This is a genomic window from Sporomusa aerivorans (assembly GCF_041428895.1).
Lineage (GTDB): Bacteria > Bacillota > Negativicutes > Sporomusales > Sporomusaceae > Sporomusa > Sporomusa aerivorans.
In genome coordinates this window covers 3,433,577-3,456,328 of record NZ_CP156926.1, presented here as the reverse complement: position 1 = coordinate 3,456,328, position 22,752 = coordinate 3,433,577, and the positions used below count along the sequence as shown (strand labels likewise).

Here is a 22,752-nt window from a genome sequence, read left to right as displayed (position 1 = left end):
GTATAGGATAAGCCAAACAATATTATATAATTAAATTATCTCAAGGTCAAAGTTAAGAGATTTCCAGGCTTGTCTAAATTTGGCAGGCAGTAAATAATAAACTGGCATTAATTAAGTCAAACACGGAGATAATAGTAGCAAATACAAGGAGGTGATTCATAGTGGAAATGCTTGATATCAAAACATCTCTTCGCACTACACTTACGCAAAAACAAGAGCTTGTAAGAGATTATCAATCTTTTGCCGATCGTGTCAATGATCCGGAAGTATCAAAAATGTTTAAGCATTTTGCTGAAGCAGAGGCTCTTCATGCCACTCAAATAAAGAATAAACTAAATGATTTAACTTAATAATCTAATAGATGTATATGTAAAAACCCACACGGTTATGTGTGGGTTTTTACATAGATTATACATGATTGGTTATTGATGGATACCTTGGGTTTCAGCAGTCTGGGCAAGTTCGTCAAATTCGTCTTCTTCATTCTTGCCGCCTATCATATCCTGAATCTTATTCATTACCTGCGGAACCATATCAATAAGCCGGTCGTATAAAAGATTGCTTTCCACGGACATAAACCGAACGCCATTGCTAGGCGAACATACTAAAAAACCTACTGGTTTTACACTAATGCCAGCACCGCTGGCACCGCCAAAGGGATGATTATTAGCAGCTTCTGCAGTATCCTCCGCTTCGTAATCGCCGCCACCTGCTGCAAAGCCGAAAGCTACCCGTGAAATGGGAACAATGACTGTTCCATCTGGAGTCTCCACTGCATCACCGACAATGGTATTTACATCCACCATGCCTTTGATACTTTCCATAGCCGTTTTCATCAAACCTTGTATCGGATGTTCAGCCACTGCGAGTCGCCTCCCTGTGATGAATTTGTTATCTTCGCCATAGTTGCAGTAATAACATTGCCAAGTCTTATTCTGAATATACACGACAGTTCCATCTCAAAATGGCTATGACCAAACAAGGGTTTGATATTTACTTTTGGTTTTGCATCTAGCAGCGCCTGCGTATGCAGCGAGGAGATTATCCTGGCAATGACCAGGCTTACTACTCCCATCATAACACCCGTTAAAGCGGCATCCTCAAAACCGTATGCTACCCTTAACTCGAATTTTTCGCAGTGCAGTCCGCGCAACAGTTTGCCGATATAGAAGCGGTAGTCACTGAAAAATCTTTTAGCGATATGGAGAATATGCTTGAATTGCTGTGGATTGTATACAAATAATTTAAGCAGTTTTTTGGCAAAGCGCTGCTCCCTGCCGACTTTCGTACCGGTTTTGGCCTGAGAAGTCTTAATTTCTGAAGTAAGCCAGGGAAAATCATTATACTGAATGACTTTAATGACAGGAATTTTCATGGAATAAAGAAACAACTTCTTCAAGGCGTATACCGTTACGGTGACGAAGTCGTCTTCGCCTTTTCTGCAGCAGTGAACATCAATATAAAGATTGACCCGGGTAAGCAGTAGCAGTATAATGCCGACTGCTGTCAGAATGAACAGCCAACTAATCATGTCTCACCTCATAGCCTTCCTGTTTAATTTTTACCCGCAGATAAAAAATATACATTGGCTATAATTCACTGGTTACATGACCGGGTGAACCTTCACTTTAGCTGGGAGTATCTTCAGTAGTTTTTTCTGCAGTACCGATATCAGGCAGTAGACTGGCGATATCGGGAAGATCACTCAGGCTTTTTAGCCCGAAACATTGTAAGAATTCGTTCGTTGTACCGTATAGAATGGGACGGCCTATGGCCTCCTTACGACCTACTTCCTTAATTAGCATACGGTCCAGAAGAGTGGTGACAGCCCTGTCGGCTTTTACACCGCGAATTGCCTCAATTTCTTGTTTGGTTACAGGCTGCTTAAATGCCACAATTGCCAATGTTTCCATTGCAGCCGCCGATAGTTTTGAATCCTGTACCTCGGCCAGTTTGCTGACCACATTAATGAGTGAAGGCTTAGTGCATAATTGATATCCACCGGCCACCTCCACAATAATAAGCCCCCGCTCTTCAGCATTCATAGCGTCAGACATCTCAGCTATTAGTGAATGTACATGATCTATATCAATATTAAGTATTTCCCCTAGTTTGACGGCTGGCAGCGGCTGCCCGCTGGCAAAGAGCAAAGCTTCTATGGAGCTTTGTAAATGCCTGTAAAACATAGCGCCTGTCTTCACTCCTTTAGCCTAATACGAATGGGGTTAAATTGTCCCTCTTGCTGAACTATGATTCGTTTCAGCCGGATCAACTCCAATAATGCTAGAAAAGAGGCAATAAACTCTGACCGGGAGCCTGTCCGGATCATGGTCTGACGAAAATCCATAATCCCTGCGTTGTTACGCAACAGTGTCATAATGTCATGCATTTTGTCTTTGACACTGATCTCCTCGGGAGCTATGACAGCAAACTCAGGGGTAGTGCTTTCCCAGAGGGCCGCAAATGCTGCCAGCAGATCGTCCAGACAGAGTCCTTCCGGTAGCGGAAACTGCTTGGCAAACTCTTGCGGCAGCCTGATGACATACTTGTCCCGGTCATTTGCGAACTGGGTTAAAATCTGGGCCATATGCTTGTATTTGCGGTATTCTATCAAGCGTTCCACAAGTTCCTGGCGAGGATCTATTTCGTCATCCTCGGCAGGGGGGATTTGTGGACGCGGCAATAGCATGCGGGATTTTATTTGGAGCAAGGTAGCCGCCATAACCAAAAAATCACTGGCTATATCAATGTTAAATTCTTCCATGGCTTTTAGATACTCCAAATATTGTTCCGTTATTTTGGCAATCGGGATATTGTAAATATCAATCTCATTTTTGTCGATCAGATGCATCAGTAAGGCTAACGGTCCTTCGAAAACTTCAAGCTTGATTGTATAGCCTGACATAAAAGTGTTATCCCAGATTCATTACTGATCGGACTTCTTCCATAGTCGCAGCCGCAAGTCTCCTGGCCCGCTCGGCGCCATAAGAAAGTATTTCTTTGATCTTAGCAGGGCTGGCTGCCATTTCCTTGCGGCGACCGTGAACATCCGCCAGGGTGGTGACCATTTTGGCGGCCAACCGTTTTTTGCAGTCTACACAACCAATGCCGGCGCTCCTACAGTGTCCGGCAATTTCAGTATGATCCGGACTGAAAATCTTATGGAAGGTGTATACGGTACAAATATCCGGGTTACCTGCATCTGTTTTCTTCACACGCTGCGGATCGGTAATCATCATTCTTACCCGAGCTTGCAATTCATCCGGTTCGGCTGCATACGGAATCTCATTGCCATAGGATTTGCTCATTTTGCGGCCGTCAATGCCAGGCAGCAGCGGACTTAAAATTGCCTGAGGCTCAGGAAATACCGGCTTGTACAGATGTCCAAAGCGACGGATAATTTCCCGTGTCAATTCAAGATGAGGCAATTGATCTTCGGCTACCGGAACAGCATCGGCTTTATACAGAACAATATCGGCGGTCATCAGTTCCGGATAACCGAGGAAGCCATAAGTGTTGATTTCTTTCCCCATCTCGCCTAATTGCTGCAGCTTGTCTTTATAAGTAGGCACGCGTTCCAGCCAGGACAGCGGCGTCATCATAGACAATAACAAATGCAATTCGGCATGTTCTTTAACATGGGACTGAACAAAAATAATATTTTTTTCCGGGTCCAAACCGGCACTGAGCCAATCTAAGGCCATATGTTCAATACGTTCAGAAATCTTGCTGGTATCTTCATATGATGAAGTTAGCGCATGCCAGTCCACTATCGAATAAATGCAGTCATATTCGTCCTGCAACTTAATCCAGTTGTTAAGAACTTGATAATTTCCCATATGAAAGTTTCCTGAAGGTTGCATGCCACTAAAAATACGTTTTTTGGTCAACAGTATCTCCCCCTGTTACAAAATTGTCATAACGATTATGTTAATGATATAGGATAAGCCTCTTTCAAGCGGATAGGTGATTATGCCTATAACGCCAATATAGACTAGCGCCATCAGGATAAACGGACCATATTGCTCCATTTGGTCAAACCATTGTCCCTGCCGTCCGGGCAGTAAACTGGCAAGTACTTTGGAACCATCTAATGGTGGTATGGGCACCAGATTAAAAATGGCCAAAATGATATTATAACTGTAAGTCATCCACAAAACTTTGACCCAGTCACCACTTAGCAGCTGTAATTTGGCTAAAATGCCTATAACCAGTGCTGTCAAAAGCGCCAGGAGCATATTGGATACCGGGCCTGCCAGTGAGACTATGAGCGTGCCCTGCCGGTAATTTTTGAAATAGCTGGGATTGATGGGAACTGGTTTGGCCCAGCCAAATTTAAACAGCCATAACATTAAAAGTCCTAGCGGATCAAGGTGGGCAACGGGATTTAATGTCAGTCTCCCCATAAATTTTGGCGTAGGATCTCCGAGAGTTACCGCAGCTCTGGCATGCGCGTATTCATGAACAGTTAAGGCAATCAATAGCGCTGGAATCCTAAAGATCATATCGGCATCAAAACCAAACAAATAGATGTCCTCCTTATTCGTTCACTTGACGTACTACTAAATTATACTAAAATTGAGCCGAAAAGCAAAATGAAATAGCTATTATTTGTATACTAAAATCATGAAAAGCTGCTCAGAATAAGCTTATATGGGCAATTTCGCAAAGTCCGCCCAAATGAAAGGATGTGCATATTTGCCATGCAGATATCAAACCCGCTGAAATGGTTTACCCTTGGCTGGCTCTGTTTATCAGTTTTCTTATCAGGATGCGGTCTCTTATCACAGCCTGCCCCCAAACCGGATGTCGGGCCGGCTGGCAAACCGGTGGAAGCAAAACCAAATCCGCCGGTTTTGGAAAGATTTTTTGCACCCCCAGTTGAACTTTATGACCTTGAAGCTGTTGCCGGCGTTATGTTCGAAGGTATCAACAAGGAAGACTGGTCTCAGGTTCAGGCCGGGATAAACAATCTTCAGACCTTATGGCAGCAGGGAAAATCGGCGGTTGGTGATAAAAAAGGCGTTAAAGAAGCTGATGAAGCCATTACCAAACTAGCCGAGGCCGTAAATGCGCGCAGAGTAAGCGATGCCTATGAAAATCTTAATAAATTCATGGGAAGTATCGGCGACATCGGTAAATCATATAAGCTTTCTCCCTTAGCCGATATCATTGCCGTAAGTAACGGCATCCGTAATGTTAGTTTTTACGTAGAAGACAAGAATTGGACCAAAGCGGCCAGTAAAGTAAAAGAATTGCAAGGCACCTGGGAAAAAGTAAAACCCAGTATGGAGCAAGTAGGTATTTTGGGCGAAATCACCAAAACACACTCAATTGTTTTACAAATGAAGGATGCCGTTAACGCCGAGAGTAAAGGCGCTTTTGAGGAACATTTAGCCAATATCAATGAAAGCATGGGGCGAATACGGCAATTTTTCAGGGGAAAATAGAAGATACAGGAACGATGCCGCCTAAGATAAGGCGGCATCGTTTCTATTTGTCTTTATCTTGTTTGGTTGGTTTTGTATCGTTTTTGCCCGCATTATTTTCGAGACGATCCTGATCCTGCGGTTTAAGAACAGCCGGCCGTAAAATTTTATTGGGAATGGGCAGGCGAAACAGTACGTCTTTCATGGCGCTGAAATTAAAAGGCAATGCCGGCCAAAGATAAGGAATCCCGAAAGATTTTGTTGTCAGCATTAAGAGGAATACTCCTGCTAAACCGGCAATAAGCCCGGGAAATTTAAATATCATAACCAGCAGGATAATGACTGCCCTAAATAAGCGCATAGCCATAGCAAACTCCATGCTGGGAGTTGCAAAGGCGCCTACGGCGGCCACCGCAGTGTAAAAAATCGTCTCATTGCCGAACAGCCCTACTTTGGTAGCGATGTCTCCCAGCATGAAGGCGCCAATAAAACCAAGTGCCGTGGATTGTGCGGTAGGGACATGGACAGTAGCCATCCTGACAAGCTCAACCCCAAATTCTGCCAGGAGAAATTGAATCCCTATCGGAATTATGCCTGCTTCCTGCGGTCCGAGAAAAGCCAGCGATTCCGGCAAAAGCTGCCTGTTTAATACAATAGCCAGCCAAACGGGCGGCAAAATTAATGATAACATAACCCCGACAAGCCGTATCAGTCGCAAGTAGGAACCGATTACTACATTCTGGCGATATTCTTCCACATGCTGAACATGATGCCAAAATGTTGTCGGCAGGATCATAATATTGGGTGAGGTGTCAACAATGATGCATACATGGCCTTCAAGCAAATGGACAGCGGCAACATCCGGGCGCTCGGTGTAACGGACTTTGGGCAGCGGATTCCATTTACTGCCTGTTACAATATATTCCTCAATCGCCTTTTCGGCCATAGGCACTCCGTCAATATTGATATTGTTGATTCGTTCTTTCACGGTGTGGACTAATTCCGGGTTGGTAATATCTTTTATATAGCAGACGGCAATATCCGCCTGCGAGCGTGTGCCTACCTTGACAATTTCAAAGCGTAGATTGGGATCGCGTAAGCGGCGCCGGATAAGGGCGGTATTAAACACAATGGTTTCCACAAAAGAATCCCGTGAGCCCCTGGTTACTTTCTCAATATTGGATTCTGCAGGCGCACGGACCGGATAGGACCGGGCATCCAGCACTATGACCTGGCTTTCGCCGTCAACGAAAAACAGCAGTTCGCCGGACAGCAGGCTGGTTATTGCGTCATTCATGTTTTCAAGCAGTTTGGCTTGAGAGTGAATGGCGCGCGAATAAAACAGTTTCTGCATTGTGTTGACAGTCAATTCTTCCTGGTTATAGGCCGTTAATTCTTCAAAAACGTTTGATAAGACCACGTCGTTGGTCATTCCGTTAATAGAAAAGGAGGCAGCGCGTTTCCTGCCTACTTTGTATTCACGAAAGATAATATCAAACGTTTCGCCGACTCCCAGCCGGTCTTTTATATAATTGACATTAGCGTCAAGTTCTTTGGCAATTTTCTGTTCATCGGCCATAATTTACGCCACTCCGTTTCAGTATCTCTTCAATCGCTTTGCGTGTTACCGGTGCGCCCCGGCTTAAATCATCATGCTTATCCATTTTACCGATATCGCCAACACCGATAATAACCGGCACTTCAATATCATTAAGAACATCTACAGTATCACCGGTTATCGTTGGCTTACAACTACAACCGGATTTAGGTTTCACCTCGCCTTTTTTATCAACCGACACGTCAGTCAAATGACCCTGGCAGTCAATGCAGGCGTCGGCTTGTACTCCGCTAATTCCCGTTGTGTTTGATGCCACGGCGACTGCTCCCAGGACTTCTATATCAGGATGATTGGCCACATATTCAAGAGCCTGCTCCCCTTCGGCTTTTTCCTGGCGGCCCTTATCATCAAACATGACCAATACCGGATCATAAGGAACCGTTTTTAAAAGCTCTACTATTTGTTTACCGCTAATAGGAGTCGGATTGCCTGCTGAGGCTGAGATACACCTTAATCCTAAAGAAGCACCGATATTTTCAACTGCCTGTTGCGCCACCCTGTCCCCGTCAGTAACCAAAATCACGCGTATTTTTTTCTCCAGTTCTTTGGCCTTGTCCAAATTCATCACCTCATTACTTTTGGCTGTTTTCTTCACCTAATAGATTACTGATCTTGGCGGCAATCTTTTCACTTTCGCTAATGACCTGCTTAAGCTTGTTTAAGCTGGCCTCAAGCTCATTGGAGAGCTCGTATTGCGCCTGGGCCAGTACTTGGGCAGCAGTTTGCACGGCGATATTTTGCTGATTTTTGTTATCGCTATTTGCAGACTGATTCTGTTCCTGATTATTTTGCCCTGTGCCCTGACTTTGCTCTGAGTTAGCCGCGCCATTTTGTTCATTGGTATTATTTTGCAGCATCATGCTGAACAAATTTCTTAATTCCTGCGACATAGCGGATTCGTTTTGCCCGTTTGGGGACGACGGCTGTTTATTTTGGGGCTGAGATGTTTGTTGATTCTGAGCAGACTGGGATGAAGTGTTCTGTTTAGCCTGTCCTTGGTCAGCAGTACCTGTATTGAGAGAATTCTCCAGACTTTCCAGTTTACTATTGATTTTGCTTAACAATTCAACAACTTCCTGGGAATTATTCTGATCTGTCTTATTGTTTACTGTCGCCTGAGCTTGCAAAAAACCTTTGGTCATGTCGGCGATCATGTCCTGCTCGCTTGCTTGCGGCCGTTCCTGACTTTGGGACTGTGATTGATTGGGTTTAGCATAGCCTGCTATCTTGCTGGAAACTCGTTTCTGCACGTTTAATCCCCCTTGCTCTAAAACAACTGAAATATGCTCAAAATCAAGGAAACAGCGGCAAACCTAAGGTTTATCACCGCGAGTGGATGTTTTAACATAGCGGCCGGATTCCATAAAGCAGCTGTACTGACAAACTCTGCTCCGCCGGCTATTTTACTAATAAAAAAATTTGTTATAGGCCCGCTTAGGGTAAAAAGGATTATTTTAAATTCACTAAGATTGGTAACGGTAGCGGAACTAAATGCACCGGCGGAAACTATTTTTTCAATGTTACCTGTCAAAAAGATTGCCATCGCCACCTGTCCCAGCGCATTAGCCAGGGCCGCCGCCAATGCATAGTGCGGATATCTTATGCTCACCAATGCTACCGATAACGTTAAGCCAACAAGATCAATCGCCCACATATAATTCGCCTACCCCTTAGGATTAAAAACTGCCGCCATTAACAGGCCAAAAACGACAGCCGCCGTTATGCCAAAAGCAGTTGCCTTAACGGCGCCGCTAAAAATACCCCAGAATCCTATTTTATTAATTTCCTCAATAGTGCCTGATACCAGCGCATGACCAAATCCCGGCAAGGGAACGGTTGCTCCTGCTCCGGCCATATCTACTAATGGTTGATAAAGTCCCATACCGCTGAATATTCCGCCGAGGACCACGAAAAGTACCAGTACGTGCGCCGGTGTTAATGGCGTAAGATCCATCAGCAATTGTCCAATTACACAAATTAATCCGCCAATGACAAAGGCCATCAGGTATGTCTGCACAGGTTGTGCCTCCTTTACATTTCAACTGCTACGGCGTGGGCAATACAGGGAATAGACTCTTTTTGCTGATAAGATGTTGTGCTATGTAAACTCCCTGTGCCGATAAGTAAAATTCGCCGGAGCTTTTGCGTTGTAAGCAAGCGGTGAATATAGCCTGAAAACACAACCCCCGAACTGGCACAGCCGCTGGCGCCGGCATGAGAATCCTGTTCCTCCTTGAAAATCATGCAGCCGCAATCTTCATAATTACTGGAAAGGTCAATACCCCTTTCCTTAAAAAGCTCTATAACCAGCGCTTTGCCCACAGCGCCTAAATCACCCGTGTAAATCATGTCGTAGTAGGTTGGCGACCGGCCGGTATCCGTCAGATGCTGCCATAATGTATCTGCCGCAGCCGGCGCCATAGCCGGGCCCATTGCATTGGGATCTTTGATACCCATATCCACTATTTTTCCCACAGTGGCGGATGTAATCCGCGGGCCGTTGCCGTTACCGGAAATTACCACAGCGCCGGAACCGGTCACCGTCCATTGTGATACTAACGGACGTTGGACCCCCAGCTCTGTGGGAAAACGGTACTGGCGCTCAGCCGTGTCATGGTGGCTGGATACGGCTGCAACTACTTTATCGGCAAAACCACCATCAATCAAGGTCGAACCGATCAGCATGCTTTCTGCCAGTGTAGAGCAGGCGCCATACATACCTAAAAACGGCCTGCCAATATTGCGCAGGGCAAAGTGTGTGCTCATAAGCTGATTTAGCAAGTCTCCTGCCAATATATAATCAACATTTTCCGGGGTGGAGCCTTCTTTGGCAAGTGCTGTTTTGATCGCCCATTCCATCATGTATGACTCGCATTGTTCCCAACTATCATTATTATTTAGGTTGTCTTGGAGTATCCGGTCATAAAACTCGGTTAGAATACCTTCTCCCTCCATGGGCCCGACAATATTGGCAGTACTTGTCACAACCGGTAGGGTTTCGAAGACAATACTTTGCTGGCCGCGTTTTTTGTTCATGTGGTCCTCCTTCCATTTACATGCGTAGCCAATATATAAAGCCAATTATAACGGCAGTTGAAATACCGTAAACAAGTACCGGGCCGGCAATCACAAACATTTTGGCCCCAATGCCAAAAACGTAACCTTCCCGTTTAAATTCCATGGCAGGCGCTACTATGGAATTGGCAAACCCGGTTATCGGCACAATGGAGCCGGCGCCAGCCTTGCGCCCCAATTCATCGTAGACTCCAAGGCCTGTAAAGAAGGCGCTTAAAAAAATTAATATAGTAGATGTTGGACCAGCAGCATCTTTTTTACTAATGCCGATACCGGTAAAATAATTCTGGATGAACTGGCCCAGCACACAGATCAAACCACCGACTATAAAGGCCCATACGATATTTTTTAAGATTGGCGCCTTAGGTTTTAGCTGCTCATATTTTTCCTGATACGTTTGCTGATCGGCCTGACTGGCTTTGCTCTGAAACATGCATGTCACCTCTCTTAAAATTTCGTATAACAGTCGCTTATATTTTGGCCATAGCGAAACGGATTAATTCATTGGGAACGACTTGACGGTAACAAGTATCTTTGAGACGATGGCAACTGACTTAGACGCGTTTGGTTTTTCGGACAGGAACCCGCTGGATTTTTATCCGGCAAAAATATGGCTGTTACCGCTAAATAACAAAGAGTGCCGCCGGCACTCTTTGATTTCTGTATTGGTTTAACTATGGACCTGAAAAGCAACTTTTACATCGGCTTTATATTCGGCAATATGGCCATTGTCCACATTGGCCGTAAAATTGGTAACTTCGACGCCGAGGATGGAATCAACCGTCTTGGATGCTTCCAATACGGCGTTGTCTACCGCATCTGTCCAATTATGGCGGGATGTTCCTACTAGTTCAATGACTTTTACAACCATATGACTACCCCCTGTTAATATTATGTTTGGTTGACAATTCTAGTTTGTACATTATTGTGATTGTTATGCTAAAGAAAACTTGACTTGCGCCGAACCTTGACGAAAGCTTAAGGCGCGTTCTTTAGCCAGGGGAATGTTATGCTCTCCTACAGGACAGAGAAATACTTGTTTAGCTCGAAGGGGCGCTTTCTTAGGCAACTCCGGGCTGAAATACAACCAGGCAATGGTGCTTCCTGCCATTAAAAAAAATATCAGCAGCAGGTAAATGACTCCTTTGCATTTTACACTGCCCATATCATCACCTCTTAACAATAGTATACCCTCTTTCTATTCTTAAAAATAAGCAGACCTCGTTATGAGGTCTGCAGTAGTTTACGGATTAATTTAAGAGCCTGTTTTTCTATTCGTGATACCTGTACCTGTGAAAGGCCAATGGCCGCGGCAATTTCAGCCTGCGTTTTGTCGGCGAAAAATCTAAGGTAGATTACTGTTCGTTCCTTAACGGGCAGCCGGGATAATACTTCTTTCAGGGCAAGTTTATCAAAGTAGGCACTATCCTGGCCATCTGCAACGGCAATCTGATCCAAGAGATGAATGGATTCTCCGCCGCTTTCGCTGTTTTGAAACGCCTGCTCGTACAAAGATATTTGCGGCTGGACGGCTTCCAGTGCCGCCACAATTTCCTGAGGTGCTAATGAAAGTTCACTGGCAATTTCGGTAATGGTTGGTTCACGCCCCAACGTTCCCTGTAGCCGTTCCTGGACTTTATGTACCCGAAAAGCAAGTTCTTTTAATGGCCGGCTGACTTTAACCGGATTATCATCCCTGATAAAGCGTCGTATTTCACCAATAATCATTGGCACAGCATAGGTAGAAAATTTGACGCTGAAACTCAGATCAAACCGTTCGATGGCTTTTAAGAGACCCATACTGCCGATCTGAAATAAGTCATCCCACTCATAGCCGCGATTGGAAAACCTATGGACAATACTTCTTACCAAATTGAGATTGCACTCCAAAAGGCGCTCTTTCGCGTATGCTTGTATGCTAGGATCAGTTGATTGCGCCTTGCATAACAAATCTCTGAATTCGTCATCTTTAAGCATGCCTGCACCTAGTGTTCAGTACTTGGCACAAGTATTTTGGTCATTTTTACAGTTGTGCCCTGTCCGAGTTTGGAGACAATTTCTAGCTTATCCATAAAAGAGTCCATAAAGGCAAATCCCAATCCCATGCGTTCAGGGTCGGTAGAGTAAGAAGGCTGCCGGGCTTCATCGACATTGGCAATGCCCCGCCCGTAGTCAACTATGATAAATTCAAGCTTGTCCTGATATAACTGCATGCTTAACTCAATATAATTTTGTTCGACATTATCAACACCGTAGCCATGAATAAATGCATTGGATATTGCTTCCGATACAGCCACTTTGATTTCGTCGATTTCGGACAGCGTCAGATCGGCCTGGGCGGCAAATGATGCTGCCGCTGCTCTGGCAAAAGCAACATTTTCACTGCTGCTTAGCATAGACAGCGCTATATGATTTTTCACTTGTGTTTCCACTAATACAGCCTCCTTAAAGTAGATCGAGCGCTTGCTCTTCCGTTGGGTAAATTTTCAGGATACGCGTTAAGCCGGCCAACTCGAATAATCGCTGGATCGACGGTTCAAGATGCGCTACCAGCAGTTTGCCGCCATGCTGGGCAAGTTGCCTGTAACGGCCGAGAATAACCCCTAGTCCGGAGCTATCTATAAAATTTACACCCTGCATATTGAGCAGAATATGTTTAGCACCTGTTTCATCCTGTGCTTGATCTACTATCTTTCGGAATTCATTGGCGCCGCAAACATCAAATTCACCCTCCAGCCTTATCACCAAGATGCCTTGTTTCATAATTGCAACGATTTTCACCAAGATAACCTCCCCATTCACGTATATCTATTTCATTCGATAAAAGGAAAAATTTTCCTGCATAAACACAAAAAACTGTGGAAAAAAATCCCACAGTTTAAAAGCTAAGCCAAATTTGTTAGTTGGAGAAATTAAACATATTGGTAATCATATTCTGGAAAATCTGTAGCAAGCCGGCTTTGGCAACAGTCTTTTCAGCGATTAGATCCACTTTGCCAATTTCTTTGCCATCTTTGCTTACGATGAGCTCACCGCACTTTTGTCCCTCAGCTACCGGTGCATTGACACTGGCATCGGCGACAATTTTCTTTTGTAAATTTTTATTTTGACCTTTGCCGATAATGAGATTTAAATCCTGGGCAGCAACAAGCTGGACTTCTTTATCAACGCCTTTATTGACCTTAAGGCGTTCCACAACCATGCCTTGGGTTACAATTGGCACTGCTGTGTAGTTAGCAAAGCCCCAGTCTAAAAGTTTCATGCTTTCACGCAAATGAGAACGCGGCTCAGGTGTGGCAAATACGGCCGAAATAAGGCGCAGACCGTCCCGTTTGGCACTACCGACAAAACAATATTTTGCTTCTTCTGTCCAGCCGGTTTTAAGTCCGTCGGCTCCTTTATACCACCAAAGCAGCTTATTGGTATTTACAAGCCAGTTTTTTCCGTCTCGCAGCCAGGCTTCTTTAATACTGCACATATCAATGTACAATGGATGAGTGATTGCTTCTTTACCGATTAAAGCGGCATCATAAGCGCTCATATAGTGATCGGTAGTCGGCAAACCATTTACATTGTTAAAATGAGTGTCAGCCAGACCCAACGACTCGGCACGTTTGTTCATAGCATCCACGGCAGCCTGCTCACTGCCGTAGATATGTTCCATCAGAGCTACGGCAGCATCATTGGCGCTGACAACGGCGATTGCTGACAGCATGTCCTTTACAGTCATTTTTTCACCTGGTTCCAGCCAAATCTGAGAACCACCCTGCCGCCAGGCATTTTCACTGGCGTACACTTCGTCAGCCAGGTTTATTCGCCCCTGCTCAACCGCTTCAACAGCCAGCAAAAGCGTCATAATCTTAGTTACACTGGCCGGAGGCAGGCGTTTATGGGCGTCTTTTTCAAACAGTACGGTGCCATTCTCGTCCATGAGAACAGCCGATACAGCACTTGTTTCCAATTGTATGGCGGCTTGTGCTTTTGGCGGCGCTGCCGGTGCGCTGTACCCTAGTGTCACAGTTAAGACAAATAACAGTAATGTTACCAGCGTGGTTTTTCGTAACAAAGATAACACTCCTTTCTTTTAAATTATGGTTTCCCGGATTAAAGCCGCTTAACCATATTAACAAAAAAAAAATCGACTGGCATTATTCCAGTCGATCCTGAAAACCGTGTTTATCTACTAAACCTAATAATAACGGCGGCTTGTTGACAGGCTTGTCTTCAATCCGGATGGCCTGCTGCAAAAGAACAGCTGCCTGTTCAAGCCTGGATTCATCATTAGTGTAAAGATTTGCGAGCGCTTGCTCACGGCCAACCCTTTGACCAACCCGGCAGTGCATGACAATTCCGGCTGCCAAATCAATGTTTTGTCCTTTATATTCCCGGCCAGCACCCAGACGCATAGCCACATAACCAACTTGGGAAGCATTGATTGCTGCGACATAACCCTGAGCGGAAGCGGTAACCTCCTTAACCAAGCATGCAGATAAAAGTTGGCCAGGATTAGCTATAACCGTTATATCACCACTTTGACCGGCTACAAATTCTTTAAACTTTGCCAAGGCTTGTCCGCTGTCAAGCAGTGCTTCCAATTGTGTTCGTCCGGCTGTTGGCGTCTCGGCTTTACCGCCTAACATCAGCATTTGCGAGCCAAGTGTCAAGCATACCTCTTTAAGTGACGGTTCTCCCCGCCCAGACAATAAATCAATGGCTTCCATAATTTCGAGGCTGTTACCAATTGCCATACCGAGAGGTTCTTCCATGCTTGTCAAAACGGCCACGGTGTCCCGGTCAACAAGCTGACCAATACGAACCATGGCTTTTGCCAGTTTAACCGCATCCTCCCGGTTTTTCATAAAGGCACCTTTACCTACCTTGACATCCAGAACAATTTTATCAGCGCCGGAAGCAATTTTTTTGCTCATTATCGAGGAAGCAATCAGGGGGATACTTTCTACAGTTGCCGTAACATCGCGGAGAGCGTAGAGCTTACCGTCCGCAGGGGCAATGGCATTTGATTGTCCGGTTATTGCAATGTTGTATTTTTTTAAATTACGGATAAATTCTTCGCGGCTAAGCGTGGTCCTGAACCCGGGAATTGCCTCCAGCTTATCAATAGTACCACCGGTGAAACCCAGTCCCCGGCCCGACATTTTGGCTACCGGTACGCCGGCGGCTGCCACTAACGGGGCAAGAATAAGTGTCGTAGTGTCAGCAACTCCGCCGGTACTGTGCTTGTCGACCTTAATGCCTGGTACCTGGCTTAAATCCACAGTGTCGCCCGATTGGGCCATAGCCATCGTCAGCGCCGCCGTTTCCTGATCTGTCATACCACGGAAAAAGACTGCCATCAGCCAGGCAGCCATTTGGTAATCAGGTATTTCTTCATTGGTATAAGCGTTAATCAGCCACTCAATTTCTGGTGCCGCCAGTTCCGCACCATCACGTTTTTTAGCAATTATATCTAAAATATGCACTTTGCTATATCACCTCAGCAGGTCTTTTAGAAAGCTTTGCCCATAAGCCAAAGGCGCCAGACCGAAATTATCCGCCACTGTTGCGCCTACATCAGCAAATGTGCTGCGCACACCCAAATGAAGAGGCTGCTTGGCCTTCGCCAGGTGACGGGAGTACGCCAACAGGGGAACATACTCGCGTGTATGGTCAGTTCCCGGCCTGGTGGGGTCGCAGCCATGATCGGCAGTGATGAGTAACAGATCATCGTCCTTGATTTTAGTTAGCAAGCCGGCCAAAGCACTATCGAATTCTTCCAGAGCTTTAGCGTAACCGGTTATATCATTACGGTGTCCGTAAATACTGTCAAAATCCACAAGATTAGTCATAATGATACCTTCAGGCAAATGTTCCTCTGCCAGGCGAAGAACCAGTTCCATACCATGCTGGTTTGATTTAGTGGGGTAGGTTTGTGTTAACCCCCTGTGAGCGTAAATATCGGCAATTTTTCCTACGCCAACAACAGTTAACCCTGCTTTTTTCATCATGTCCAGCACAGTATCCGACTGTGGTTCCAAACTATAGTCATGCCGATTGGGCGTACGGCTAAATTTACCAGGTTCGCCGACAAAGGGCCTGGCTATAATCCGGCCTACGGCATGGTCACCTATACAAACTTTTTCTCTGGTAATTCTACATAGTTCGTATAACCGTTCCAGGGGGATTATTTCTTCATGGGCAGCTATTTGAAAAACACTGTCTGCGGATGTATAGACAATAGGACGACCTGTATGCATATGTTCTTCGCCCAGTTCAGCCATGATTTCGGTTCCCGAAGCGGCTTTGTTGCCTAAGACGTCCAGGCCTGTATAATATTTGAATCTTTCAATAACTTCCGGCGGAAAACCCTGCGGATAAACAGGAAATGAGGTAAATACCGGATAGCCGGCCAGTTCCCAGTGGCCGCTTGTCGTATCTTTGCCAATCGAAAGCTCGGCCATCTTTCCGAAAGCTGCAATCGGGCGGGAGACCGCAGGAACACCGGCGATGGGTTCAATTAAACCTAAGCCCATGCTGGTCAGTACCGGCAATGCTAATCCGCCCTCATGTTCCGCAATATGTACCAGTGTATTGGCTCCGGCATCGCCATACTCGTGGGCGTCAGGCATAGCGCCAATACCTACACTGTCGAGTACAATCACAAATATTCGTTTAAACAAATTATTAGCTCCTCTGTAAGCAGTATATATTATAATATATTATGCGCGGGGATGCGTTTTATCATATACTTCTTTCAGACGATTTTTTGTTACATGGGTATAAATCTGCGTCGTAGAAATATCAGCATGCCCTAGCATTTCTTGTACTGAGCGTAGATCTGCACCATTTTCCAACAAATGGGTAGCAAATGAGTGACGTAAAGTGTGTGGGGTAATTTCTTTGGTAATGCTGGCTTCCAATGCATATTTTTTGATAATTTTCCAGAAGCCCTGCCGGGTAAGACGGTTACCATGATGATTTACAAATAACGACGGTTCCTCGTACGTGCGTACCAGCTTAGGACGGCCTTTGCCGATATATTCCTGAACACATTTGGCTGCAATCGAACCAAGCGGGACAATCCGCTCCTTGGCTCCTTTTCCATAACACTTAATATACCCCATATCCAGATTAACATCAGATATATTAAGCGAGATGAGTTCAGAAACTCTTATTCCGGTAGCATATAACAATTCCAGCATGGCTTTGTCCCTAAGTCCTGTAGGCTGAAAAGCATTGGGTTGTTTTAACAGCTCTTCGACTTCGGTAATGGTAAGAATTTTTGGCAGTTTTTTCTCAAGCTTGGGCGATTCCAAATTAACAGCGGGATCTTTCTCAATGTGGCGCTCGCGGACAAGGTATTGATAAAATGACTTTATCGCGGCAAGATTGCGCGAGATGGTGGAGACAGCCCGGCCTTTGACTTGGAGACTGTTTAAATAACTCAGGATGGTGTCACGGTTCGAATTCCGTATAAAATCTAATTGACTATTTTGCAAAAACGTATTGAACTGCCTTAAATCCCGCCCATAGGATTCCAGCGTATTTTGAGCTAACCCCCGCTCCACTGCAAGATAGTTAATAAATTCATTAACATAGGATTCCATTTTATTTACCACCCTTTTTCCTTCCCAGATTTCCGGACGACAGTTTTACAGTATCTGGTCTAGGTTCATTATTCAACATGAAGTTTACTTTTCCTTTATTTGTCTATCATGTTTTGTAAAGTTTTAGAGTTTTTTTGTCAGAGTTGTTATTCCCTGTCACACTATCAATGGCCGGAAAATTGCAATCCGCCATAACCCGTAAAGGTTTTTCCAGCAAATGCTGATCACGCATTTTTATCCCCGGGTTATTATATTCCCAAAACATGGTCAACAGTTTGGGTAGAATATAGAAGATAATAAGCGTTAATAGGACGATTTTTACATATAAACCAGATCGTTTGATTAAATTTCGCCAAGAGAACGTCACTACCATGCGCTCGTACTCCTCCTCCCCCGAAAAACTATTTATTGGGATCTGGCTTAACTTAATATCATACTTATTCGCTGCCGAGTGAGTTTATTCGTATTTTAATATCAATTGCAATAAGAAAAGACTGCAAATCAATTGCAGTCTTTTCGCGCCTGAGAGAGGGGATGCTTGCACTTTTATTATTTTACTATAATTTGGGCTACTGTTTTCATAAATACCGGAGAAACATAGACTTCTATCAGTGCCGCTCCCACCATGACTACCGCCATAGCCAGGCAAAATACCGAGTATGCAATAGAATTATAAAACAGATTATCTCTATTGTTATTTTTTCGTCGCACCAGCATGAGTGAAAAGGCCGTTGCTGAAACACCTGTTGCCAAAATGGCCGGTACAGCCAGAAAATTATGCGGCAAAACGGCTACAAAGGCGAACAACAAGCCTTTCATGATATATTCGTTTACCAGAAAGCCAACTGTAAAGCCGATGACGAAGCCTCGCAGGCAAACCATAAACAGAACAAAAGGAATACCGACAATAGTAAAACCAAGCAGCCACATGATGCCAATGAGCTTTATATTGTTAAACACCACATCGGCTAACAACAAATGAGTACTAGCTATCCCATCCTGGCGTTCGGCTAGTCCCTGAAAAAAGACCCGCAAGTAAACAATTAACTCGCTTTTCTGTTCGTCAGGAAGTGTTTTTACAGCCATAGCGCCGATGACAATTCCGATAACGAAAATCAGAACCATGAAAAAGTACGCAACAATATGAGCTCGGACATAATCGACAGCATTTCTGCGCAGAAGTTTTAGCATGCATGTACCTCCCTGCCAGTACCTGCTACAATATATGTCCTAGAAAATCTGTTTAGACCTTTGTAATTTACTACATTTTGACCCGGCCATATACACCGCCGCCGCCTGCCGTAATATCAGCCGTCCCTTCACGCGCTCGGATAATGAAATCAGCTATTTTGTTACCGGCAACAGATACGAGCGCATTATACGTGACATAATGCAGGATATTCATTTCGGTGTCAAATTCCGCCAGCAACTTGGCCAGCAGCTTTTTACCCAAACCCGGAATAAACTCTAACGGTATCTGGTAGTAATATTGCGGCCGGTGATCAGGATGGTTCGGCTCAATAAAGTCGCCTATCTCGTTTATCCTGTCAAATACGCCTTTGACTAAAGAATTGGCGCCGCAACGTGGACAGACACTGCTCATAAGAGCGTTATCATCAATAAAGCCGCATATTGTACAAAATGTCCGGTGATATTTTCCTAACCGCGGATCCAGACCATAGTTAGCCTGTACTTTTCTGCCGGCGGTACGGGAAAAAGTTTTGGCAATTTCGCCAAACGACAAGGACTCCATAGTAAAGACATTATATTCACGGGCAATTTTATCCAAAGAATGGGCATCAGAATTGGTTATAAAGGTATAAGACCTTAATTCCTCGATTCTATCGGCCATATCACTGTCGGCGCTCAGTCCAAGCTCAATTGCCGATAACCTGGCCAGCTCTTTTTCAGACAAGATTTGAGTTAATCTAGTGCAGCATACTCCATATAGGCTTTTATGTGGTGTAAAAACATGGGCAGGCACTATAAGAGAGTCAAAACTGCCGGCAATGCCAACAAGCTGTTTGAGAGGCATATGGGCATTTTGCGAGCTTAAGCTTATGTTGCGGATAAACCGGCTCATGTAGGCGGAAAACGCTGTCATAGATTTGATATCAGGCAAAAAAGCCAGCGTATGCGCCAGACCGCCGCTTTCTTCCCGCGTCTCGACCTCGGCTCCTAGGATCAGCAACAGGCTATTGCGGTAGATGTAGCCGCCGCTACTGGCCGGCTCAAGCTCTCCTTCAGCGATAAGCTGGCGGATATCGTCAAGAACCAGTGGTGACAAGGCATCCACAATACCGACAATATCCATGCCTTTACGCTGGGCAGCTTCCTGCAAAATACTACGGACTGTCAAATGCCGGGATGTGGGGATTTTGACCCATCTCCCGCTTTCACTCATGCCCACATGAATATGCAGGTCGGCAAAATAGGAATTCATCATATTATATTCCAGCCAGACACAATGCCACCAGACTCTTGGCATCACAAATTTCGCCACTGGCTATCATTTGGCGTATTTGTTCCGGAGAATAGACCTCCGAGGTGATAAATTCATCTTCATCCGGCTGCTTATCAGATTCCTCAAGATCTTCAGCCAGATAAACATGAATAACTTCATTGGTAAAACCAGGGGTGGTATACATGGAAGTCAGCTTGCGAAGCCTATTGGCGAAAAAACCGGTTTCTTCGGCCAACTCTCTTAAGGCACAGGCCTCCGGCTTCTCATCCGGATCAAGCTTGCCGGCAGGTACCTCAAGAATGATTTTGCCGATGGGGTGGCGAAACTGCCGCACCAGGATTACATTTCCTTCCTTAGTTCGCGGAATGACTGCCACTGCACCGGGATGTTCCACCACTTCCCGCGTAGCAGTTTTACCATTGGGCAATAATACTTCATCCCGTCTAAGATTAATTATTTTTCCTTCAAATAAACGTGTTGATCCTAACTGTTTCTCAATTAAATCTGTTTCTGAAAACGACATGGGTAAAGCCTCCAGTGAATGGTATATTTTACTAAGGTATATCATATATTACCTGCAAAAGGGGGAATGTCCCAATGAAGGTAATCATATATAACGGTTTTTATTTTAGTGGAAAAATTAAAGATTTATTAAAGGAATTACAGAACCTGGGCAGGAACTATAGCACACTGCGTGAGATAATTACGAAACACACACATTAGCCGCTGAAGACACCGTGGTATAACCCACGGTGTCTATTTTCAATCCATCCAGGGATAGTGAGTACAGGGTTTCAAAACAAACAATGGCGGATGATAATCAGCGACCGGCTGCAGCCATTCGGGAATGACAAGCCAGATAACCGGCAGTGATAACTTGGCGGCAGCCTGTTCAACGATCGCTAATCCCTGCTCAACATGTTCCCGGGTTGTTTCCGGGCCAAGATTTGTATTGCTAACCAAACCGCTAATTTTTACCCGGGCAGCTTGTTCAATACGTTGGTAGGCGTTTATAATGCCGTTTATATCACTCGTAAACGGCCGCTTTGTATTAACGACTAAAAATGCCTGGTAACCAAACTGATCGAAAAAACGTTTATACTGCCCCAAGGCAATAGCCGATTCGCCGCCGCCTGCATCTATGACCACATGGATATTGTCACTGGACAATACTTCGATAAGATTTTGGGGCGGAACTGGCAAATCAGCATGAGCCAGCCGGGGATCCGGCGCAATCACTCTGATGTTATGCTGTTCCAGTAATTCGCGATTTTCCCGTGTGCGGAAATATGGTTTCATTAGATCCATATCGACAATGGCCGTTTCTTTTCCCTCCGCTTTTAATTGTAAAGCGTAATTGGCGGCAAGCTCAGTCTTACCGCTGCCAAACTCCCCCACCATTATAGTTATACGATTATTCTTCATAGGGTCTCCCTGCCTGTTATTTATATTCTTTGGGCAGCTCTTCGCCGCGTAATACCCGCAAAGCGCCTTCAACAAGCGCTTTTAACTCATCCTCCCCGGGATATACCAGCACTTGTTTAATAAACTGAACCCTGTCAGTAATCAGTTTTACCAGCATTTTGGAATGCGCCAATCCCCCGGTTAGCACTATAGCATCAAGATTGCCCTGAACCACTGTGGCCATTGCGCCGATTTCTTTGGCTACCTGGTAAGCCATTGCTTCGTAAATCAGAGCCGCTTTGGCATCGCCGTTAGCGATGCGATTTTCTACTTCGCGCCCGTCGCTGGTGCCAAGGTGAGCCATAAGGCCGGCATTGCCTACCAGTTTTCTCTTTATTTCCTCTTCTGTGTAATTACCGGAGAAACACAGTTTAACCAGTGCATGTGACGGCACACTGCCGGCGCGTTCCGGGGAAAACGGCCCTAGATCGTTGGGATTTGTAACATCAATCATCCTGCCGTTTTGTTGCACCCCAACCGAGATTCCGCCACCAAGGTGGACAAGTATTAAGGTAAGCTCACAGTAATCCTTGCCCAGTTCTTTAGTCATCCGGTGTGCTACTGCTTTTAAATTAAGGGCATGGAAGAGGCTGGGACGAGATATTTCCGGCAGGCCGGTAATTCGCGCCAGCGGTTCCAACTCATCCACACTTACGGGATCAACGATAAAGGCCGGAATATTAACTTTGCCGGCAATACCCCTGGCTAACAGTCCACCGAGGTTTGAGGCATGCTGAGTCTGAATACCGATTTTAAGATCCTCAGCCATTAATTCATTTACTGTATAAGTGCCGCTGGCGGCCGGTTTGAGAGGTCCGCCCCGCCCGACAACGGCTGACAGTTCGTTTACACAAATACTGTGATCAATTAGGGCTTTTTCAACCAATGCAAGCCGGTACTCATACTGATCGTAAATTGCCGCAAATGTTTTTAGTTCATCAATGGTATGACGGATAATTTGTTCAAAATTTATTTGCTCATTCGTATATACTGCTATTTTTGTTGACGTCGATCCCGGATTTATTGCAAGAATCTTAAACTGCTGGCGCATAGTCAGCCTCCATAGCAAAAATTTTATAACAATGATTTTATTCATTG

The 22,752-nt window shown here is 45.1% G+C and carries 30 protein-coding genes; 2 read left to right on the top strand and 28 right to left on the bottom strand.

What is annotated here, in order from left to right; genetic code table 11:
- Positions 1-167: 167 nt before the first annotated feature.
- Positions 168-350: a rubrerythrin family protein gene (locus SATMO3_RS16490; RefSeq protein ID WP_371381731.1), complete on the top strand. Its 183-nt coding sequence runs from the start codon at positions 168-170 to the stop codon at positions 348-350.
- A gap of 72 nt (positions 351-422) precedes the next feature.
- Here the strand turns inward: SATMO3_RS16490 and ytfJ are convergent, their stop codons facing one another.
- From ytfJ to SATMO3_RS16460, 6 genes are all read right to left on the bottom strand, one after another.
- Positions 423-863, bottom strand: a complete 441-nt coding sequence (gene ytfJ / locus SATMO3_RS16485; RefSeq protein WP_371370829.1) for a GerW family sporulation protein — start codon at positions 861-863, stop codon at positions 423-425.
- Positions 836-1,531, bottom strand: a complete 696-nt coding sequence (locus tag SATMO3_RS16480) for a DUF2953 domain-containing protein (protein WP_371370828.1) — start codon at positions 1,529-1,531, stop codon at positions 836-838. Before SATMO3_RS16480 ends, ytfJ begins: the two co-directional genes overlap by 28 nt.
- 97 nt (positions 1,532-1,628) lie before the next feature.
- Complete coding sequence (gene scpB, locus SATMO3_RS16475) at positions 1,629-2,186, bottom strand: SMC-Scp complex subunit ScpB (RefSeq protein WP_371370827.1); 558 nt, start codon at positions 2,184-2,186, stop codon at positions 1,629-1,631.
- An 11-nt stretch (positions 2,187-2,197) separates the two neighbouring features.
- Positions 2,198-2,905, bottom strand: coding sequence for a ScpA family protein (locus tag SATMO3_RS16470; RefSeq protein ID WP_371370826.1), 708 nt, complete (start codon positions 2,903-2,905; stop codon positions 2,198-2,200).
- A gap of 7 nt (positions 2,906-2,912) precedes the next feature.
- Positions 2,913-3,890, bottom strand: a complete 978-nt coding sequence (trpS, locus tag SATMO3_RS16465) for a tryptophan--tRNA ligase (protein WP_371370825.1) — start codon at positions 3,888-3,890, stop codon at positions 2,913-2,915.
- Positions 3,891-3,905: 15 nt separating this feature from the next.
- Positions 3,906-4,526, bottom strand: coding sequence for a site-2 protease family protein (locus SATMO3_RS16460; protein WP_371370824.1), 621 nt, complete (start codon positions 4,524-4,526; stop codon positions 3,906-3,908).
- A gap of 177 nt (positions 4,527-4,703) precedes the next feature.
- Between SATMO3_RS16460 and SATMO3_RS16455 the strand changes: the two genes are divergently transcribed.
- The gene (locus SATMO3_RS16455; protein WP_371370823.1) at positions 4,704-5,450 is read left to right on the top strand and encodes a hypothetical protein; all 747 of its coding nucleotides are present in this window, start codon (positions 4,704-4,706) and stop codon (positions 5,448-5,450) included.
- Positions 5,451-5,493: 43 nt separating this feature from the next.
- On the opposite strand, the gene SATMO3_RS16450 is transcribed toward SATMO3_RS16455, so the two are convergent.
- The 22 genes from SATMO3_RS16450 to buk all read right to left on the bottom strand — a co-directional run bounded on the left by SATMO3_RS16450 (position 5,494) and on the right by buk (position 22,705).
- Positions 5,494-7,008 (bottom strand): spore germination protein, encoded by a 1,515-nt coding sequence (locus tag SATMO3_RS16450; protein ID WP_371370822.1) that lies wholly within the window; start codon positions 7,006-7,008, stop codon positions 5,494-5,496.
- Entirely contained in the window at positions 6,998-7,606 is a 609-nt protein-coding gene (locus SATMO3_RS16445) for a stage V sporulation protein AE (RefSeq protein WP_371370821.1), read from the bottom strand. The genes SATMO3_RS16450 and SATMO3_RS16445 overlap by 11 nt, the downstream gene beginning before the upstream one ends.
- A gap of 13 nt (positions 7,607-7,619) precedes the next feature.
- Positions 7,620-8,297 carry a hypothetical protein gene (locus SATMO3_RS16440; RefSeq protein WP_371370820.1) on the bottom strand — a complete coding sequence of 226 codons (678 nt, stop codon included), beginning with the start codon at positions 8,295-8,297 and terminating at the stop codon, positions 7,620-7,622.
- Positions 8,298-8,314: 17 nt separating this feature from the next.
- The gene (locus SATMO3_RS16435) at positions 8,315-8,701 is read right to left on the bottom strand and encodes a hypothetical protein (protein ID WP_371370819.1); all 387 of its coding nucleotides are present in this window, start codon (positions 8,699-8,701) and stop codon (positions 8,315-8,317) included.
- A 9-nt stretch (positions 8,702-8,710) separates the two neighbouring features.
- The gene (gene spoVAE / locus SATMO3_RS16430; RefSeq protein ID WP_371381730.1) at positions 8,711-9,049 is read right to left on the bottom strand and encodes a stage V sporulation protein AE; all 339 of its coding nucleotides are present in this window, start codon (positions 9,047-9,049) and stop codon (positions 8,711-8,713) included.
- Between the two features lie 29 nt (positions 9,050-9,078).
- A complete protein-coding gene (gene spoVAD / locus SATMO3_RS16425) occupies positions 9,079-10,083 on the bottom strand; it encodes a stage V sporulation protein AD (protein WP_371370818.1) in 1,005 nt (334 codons plus the stop codon).
- Between the two features lie 16 nt (positions 10,084-10,099).
- On the bottom strand, positions 10,100-10,555 hold the full coding sequence (spoVAC, locus tag SATMO3_RS16420; RefSeq protein WP_371370816.1) for a stage V sporulation protein AC: 456 nt from the start codon (positions 10,553-10,555) through the stop codon (positions 10,100-10,102).
- A 237-nt stretch (positions 10,556-10,792) separates the two neighbouring features.
- A complete protein-coding gene (locus SATMO3_RS16415; protein ID WP_371370815.1) occupies positions 10,793-10,993 on the bottom strand; it encodes a dodecin family protein in 201 nt (66 codons plus the stop codon).
- Positions 10,994-11,056: 63 nt separating this feature from the next.
- Positions 11,057-11,287 (bottom strand): hypothetical protein, encoded by a 231-nt coding sequence (locus SATMO3_RS16410; protein ID WP_371370814.1) that lies wholly within the window; start codon positions 11,285-11,287, stop codon positions 11,057-11,059.
- Positions 11,288-11,346: 59 nt separating this feature from the next.
- On the bottom strand, positions 11,347-12,099 hold the full coding sequence (locus SATMO3_RS16405; RefSeq protein ID WP_371370813.1) for a SigB/SigF/SigG family RNA polymerase sigma factor: 753 nt from the start codon (positions 12,097-12,099) through the stop codon (positions 11,347-11,349).
- An 8-nt stretch (positions 12,100-12,107) separates the two neighbouring features.
- Positions 12,108-12,554 carry an anti-sigma F factor gene (spoIIAB, locus tag SATMO3_RS16400; RefSeq protein ID WP_371370812.1) on the bottom strand — a complete coding sequence of 149 codons (447 nt, stop codon included), beginning with the start codon at positions 12,552-12,554 and terminating at the stop codon, positions 12,108-12,110.
- Positions 12,555-12,567: 13 nt separating this feature from the next.
- Positions 12,568-12,903: an anti-sigma factor antagonist gene (locus SATMO3_RS16395; protein ID WP_371370811.1), complete on the bottom strand. Its 336-nt coding sequence runs from the start codon at positions 12,901-12,903 to the stop codon at positions 12,568-12,570.
- Positions 12,904-13,021: 118 nt separating this feature from the next.
- A complete protein-coding gene (locus tag SATMO3_RS16390; protein WP_371370810.1) occupies positions 13,022-14,188 on the bottom strand; it encodes a D-alanyl-D-alanine carboxypeptidase family protein in 1,167 nt (388 codons plus the stop codon).
- 82 nt (positions 14,189-14,270) lie between these two features.
- On the bottom strand, positions 14,271-15,602 hold the full coding sequence (locus SATMO3_RS16385) for a pyrimidine-nucleoside phosphorylase (protein ID WP_371370809.1): 1,332 nt from the start codon (positions 15,600-15,602) through the stop codon (positions 14,271-14,273).
- Between the two features lie 9 nt (positions 15,603-15,611).
- A complete protein-coding gene (locus tag SATMO3_RS16380) occupies positions 15,612-16,799 on the bottom strand; it encodes a phosphopentomutase (protein WP_371370808.1) in 1,188 nt (395 codons plus the stop codon).
- A gap of 39 nt (positions 16,800-16,838) precedes the next feature.
- Positions 16,839-17,726 carry a site-specific tyrosine recombinase XerD gene (gene xerD, locus SATMO3_RS16375; protein ID WP_371370807.1) on the bottom strand — a complete coding sequence of 296 codons (888 nt, stop codon included), beginning with the start codon at positions 17,724-17,726 and terminating at the stop codon, positions 16,839-16,841.
- Positions 17,727-17,832: 106 nt separating this feature from the next.
- The gene (locus SATMO3_RS16370; protein ID WP_371370806.1) at positions 17,833-18,099 is read right to left on the bottom strand and encodes a hypothetical protein; all 267 of its coding nucleotides are present in this window, start codon (positions 18,097-18,099) and stop codon (positions 17,833-17,835) included.
- Positions 18,100-18,275: 176 nt separating this feature from the next.
- Entirely contained in the window at positions 18,276-18,917 is a 642-nt protein-coding gene (spoIIM, locus tag SATMO3_RS16365; RefSeq protein WP_371370805.1) for a stage II sporulation protein M, read from the bottom strand.
- 70 nt (positions 18,918-18,987) lie between these two features.
- Complete coding sequence (locus SATMO3_RS16360) at positions 18,988-20,214, bottom strand: endonuclease Q family protein (protein WP_371370804.1); 1,227 nt, start codon at positions 20,212-20,214, stop codon at positions 18,988-18,990.
- Entirely contained in the window at positions 20,174-20,713 is a 540-nt protein-coding gene (locus SATMO3_RS16355) for an NUDIX hydrolase (RefSeq protein WP_371370803.1), read from the bottom strand. The genes SATMO3_RS16360 and SATMO3_RS16355 overlap by 41 nt, the downstream gene beginning before the upstream one ends.
- 239 nt (positions 20,714-20,952) lie before the next feature.
- Positions 20,953-21,615, bottom strand: coding sequence for a hypothetical protein (locus SATMO3_RS16350; protein ID WP_371370802.1), 663 nt, complete (start codon positions 21,613-21,615; stop codon positions 20,953-20,955).
- A gap of 16 nt (positions 21,616-21,631) precedes the next feature.
- Positions 21,632-22,705, bottom strand: a complete 1,074-nt coding sequence (gene buk / locus SATMO3_RS16345; protein ID WP_371370801.1) for a butyrate kinase — start codon at positions 22,703-22,705, stop codon at positions 21,632-21,634.
- Positions 22,706-22,752: the final 47 nt, after the last annotated feature.